The sequence below is a fragment of the Bradyrhizobium sp. genome (assembly GCF_049798375.1).
Classification (GTDB): Bacteria; Pseudomonadota; Alphaproteobacteria; order Rhizobiales; family Xanthobacteraceae; genus Bradyrhizobium.
This window is the reverse complement of record NZ_JBARGP010000384.1, coordinates 1-3673: the sequence shown is the minus strand read 5'-3', so window position 1 is coordinate 3673 and position 3673 is coordinate 1. Positions and strand designations below refer to the sequence as shown.

Sequence of the window (3673 nt, the reverse complement as noted above, 5' to 3'; positions counted from 1 at the left end):
CGGTACCGGCCTGGCCCCGTTCGCGAGCCTGATCAAGGACCCCGAGGTCTATGATCAGTTCGAGCAGATCGTGCTGGTCCATGGCTGCCGCCAGGTCGCCGAGCTCGCCTATGGCGAAACCGTGGTCGCCAAGCTGCGCGAGGACGAGCTGTTCGGGCCGTTGCTCTCCGAGAAGCTGTTCTACTATCCGACTGTGACGCGCGAGCCGTTCCGCAACCGCGGCCGCATCACCGACCTGATCTCCTCCGAACAGATCTTCAACGATCTCGGCCAGCCGCCGCTCGATATCGAGACCGACCGCATCATGATGTGCGGCAGCCCGGGGATGCTGGAAGAGCTGAAGATTATGTTCGAGTCCGGCGGCTTCATCGAAGGCAGCGGCAACACGCCCGGCCATTTCGTGATCGAGAAGGCGTTCGTCGAGCGCTGACCTTCTTAACCTCGCCCCGCTTGCGGGGAGAGGTCGGATTGCGAAGCAATCCGGGTGAGGGGGTACAGGTCTCGACGCTTACACCGCCCGCGTCTGCCCCTCACCCCGGCCTCTCCCCGTAAAAACGGGGCGAGGGGGCCTCCCGCCGATGACGCGCGAAATTGCTCCAAACTCCAAGGCTCTGTGCCTGTGAGCGTCCGCCGGCCTGACGCTTGACCTCTCCTACGCACCCTCTACGCTTGTTCTCAAGCACGGGCCGAAAAGGCCTCGAGACAAGGGAGGGGACTTTGGTTCGCCGTCGCGACGGCCGTCCCCGGGCAAGGGCAGGGGGCATTTATGGAGTCCATGGTTCGGCGGCAGACGCTCGGTGATCTCCTGCGGCGGAGCGCGGCGCGCAGCCCCGACAAGCTGGCGGTGCTCTGCGGCGGCACCGGCTGGAGCTACGCCGAATTCAACGCCATTGTCGACCGGCTCGCGGCCGGTCTCGCCGCGCGGGGCGTCACGAAAGGCGAGCGCCTCGCCGTGCTCGCCCGCAACTCGCATGCCTTTGTCGCGCTGCGCTTCGCGCTGGCCCGGCTCGGCGCGGTGCTGGTCCCGATCAACTTCATGCTCAAGGCTGACGAGGTCGCCTATATCCTGCGCCACGCCGGCGCGCGGCTGCTGGCGACCGACTCCGGCCTTGCGCCACTGGCCCGCGCCGCCAAAGAGCTCGTCCCGGCGATCGAGCAGCTGATCTGGCTGCCGTCGGAAGGTCCGAGCGAACGGCAGGCCGACATGATCGATTTCGCCGCACTCGCGGCATCGACGGCGGAATTGCCCCCGGTCGAGCTCGACGGCACTGACCTCGCGCAAATCGTCTACACCTCGGGCACGGAATCGCTGCCCAAGGGCGCGATGCTGAGCCATGACGCCGTGATCTCGCAATATGTCAGCTGCGTCGTCGATGCCGAGATTGCCGCCCACGACGTCGCGCTCAATGCGCTGCCGCTCTATCACTGCGCGCAGCTCGACGTGTTCTTCGGTCCTTCGATCTATGTCGGCGGCACCAACATCATCACGGCGTTGCCGACGCCGGACAATCTGCTGCCGCTGATTGCGAAATTCCGCATCACCTCGTTCTTCGCGCCGCCGACGGTATGGATCGCGCTGATGCGCTCGCCGCTGTTCGACCGCACCGATCTCTCCTCCTTGCGCAAAGGCTATTACGGCGCCTCGATCATGCCTGTCGAGGTGCTGCGCGAACTGGCGCAGCGGCTGCCGGAGGTGCGGCTGTGGAATCTCTACGGCCAGACCGAGATCGCGCCGCTTGCGACCCTGCTCGGGCCTGACGATCAATTGCGCAAGCCCGGCTCCTGCGGTCGCGCCGTGCTCAATGTCGAGACCCGCGTGGTCGACGATGCGATGAACGATGTTTTGCCCGGCGCGGTCGGCGAGGTCGTGCACCGCTCGCCGCATTTGATGCTCGGCTATTTCCACGACGACGCACGCACCGCGGCGGCCTTTCATGGCGGCTGGTTTCATTCCGGCGATCTCGCCACCATCGACGCCGAGGGCTACATCACCATCGTCGATCGCAAGAAGGACATGATCAAGACCGGCGGCGAGAACGTCGCCAGCCGCGAGGTCGAGGAGGCGCTGTATCTGATCCCGGAGGTCTCGGAGGTCGCCGTGGTCGGCCTGCCGCACCCGCGCTGGGTCGAGGCGGTGGTGGCCGTCATCGTGGTCAAGTCTGGCTGCACGCTGACCGAGGCGCAGGTGCTGGCGCAGGCGCAAGCCAAGCTCGCCTCGTTCAAGGCGCCGAAGCGCATCGTGTTCGTCGAGGCGCTGCCGAAGAATCCGAGCGGCAAGCTGCTCAAGCGGCAGTTGCGCGAGGCCCATGCCGGGCTTTTCACGGAGGCGTGAGCCACGGGGCGACCTTTGCTGCAAATGCGACGGCATTTTTCTCGATTCGAACGGCCGCGTCGGGCTCCTTGCGCTGCAAAATGCGGGGAAGCCTCCCTGCTGGATTGATTTGTCGCGAGGTGATTGGATAGCGTCGCACGCGTGCGGGAATTTGGCATTGGTAAACGCGATCGCGGCAAACTGATGCGAACGTCAGAATCGGGACAGCATGGGCCTGTCATCTCCATGACTGCGGCCCCGGATAGAACCGGATAGATCAGGTCTGCGCCACAGGTCCATCGTGTTGCCTCTGATGTCAGGAGGCCGGTCGATGGCCTTCGTACGGGGGAATGCCATGGAAACGCTGCTGCTTCCGTTCTCGCCACGCTTCATCGTGCTGACGATCTGTACGGTCGTGACGGCGTTGCTGCTGATCCTCGGGATCTTCGATCACCGGATCTTCGACGTCCTGCTGGCGCCGTTGCTGATCTTCGGCGGACTGACCTTGCTCGGCATCCGCGACCTCATGCAGCAGAACCACGCGGTGCTGCGCAACTATCCGATCTCGGCGCATATGCGCTTCCTGCTCGAAGAAATACGCCCGGAGATGCGGCAGTATTTCTTCGAGAGCGAGAAGGACGGCATGCCGTTCTCGCGCGACACCCGCGCCGTGGTCTATCAGCGCGCCAAGATGGTGCTCGACAAGCGCCCGTTCGGCACGCAGGAGGACGTCTACCGCGAGGGCTATGAATGGCTGCACCATTCGATGGCGCCGAAGATGCATGCGGAGGAGAAATTCCGGATTGAGATCGGCGGGCCCGATTGCACCAAACCCTATTCGGCATCGGTCTTCAACATCTCGGCGATGAGCTTCGGCGCGCTCAGCCCCAACGCAGTGCGCGCGCTCAATGGTGGCGCCAGGAAGGGCGGCTTCGCCCATGACACCGGCGAGGGCGGCTACAGCCCCTATCACCGCGAGATGGGCGGCGACATCATCTGGGAGATCGGCTCCGGCTATTTCGGCTGCCGCCATCGTGACGGCAGTTTCAATCCGGAGGAATTCGCGCGGCTGGCCATCGAAGACCAGATCAAAATGGTCGAGCTCAAGGTCAGCCAGGGTGCCAAGCCCGGCCACGGCGGCGTGCTGCCGGCCGCCAAGGTCTCGGCAGAGATCTCCAAGATCCGCGGTGTCGCGATGGGCGAGGACTGCATTTCGCCGGCCGCGCATCGTGCCTTCTCGACCCCCATCGGCATGATGCAGTTTATCGGCGAGATGCGCAGGCTGTCCGGCGGCAAGCCGGCCGGCTTCAAGCTCTGCATCGGCCATCCCTGGGAGTTCCTGGCGATCTGCAAGGCGATGCT

Annotated in this window: 2 protein-coding genes and 1 pseudogene; all 3 read left to right on the top strand. The window is 64.7% G+C overall.

The annotated features are described in order from the left end of the window. Positions 1-430 (top strand): annotated as a pseudogene (locus WA702_RS16425) (ferredoxin--NADP reductase); the annotation flags it as partial. Between the two features lie 336 nt (positions 431-766). Further along, a complete protein-coding gene (locus tag WA702_RS16420) occupies positions 767-2332 on the top strand; it encodes an acyl-CoA synthetase (RefSeq protein ID WP_425111592.1) in 1566 nt (521 codons plus the stop codon). Between the two features lie 334 nt (positions 2333-2666). Further along, positions 2667-3673, top strand: a 1007-nt coding sequence (locus WA702_RS16415) for a glutamate synthase-related protein (protein ID WP_425111593.1), incomplete at its 3' end; no start/stop codon positions are given.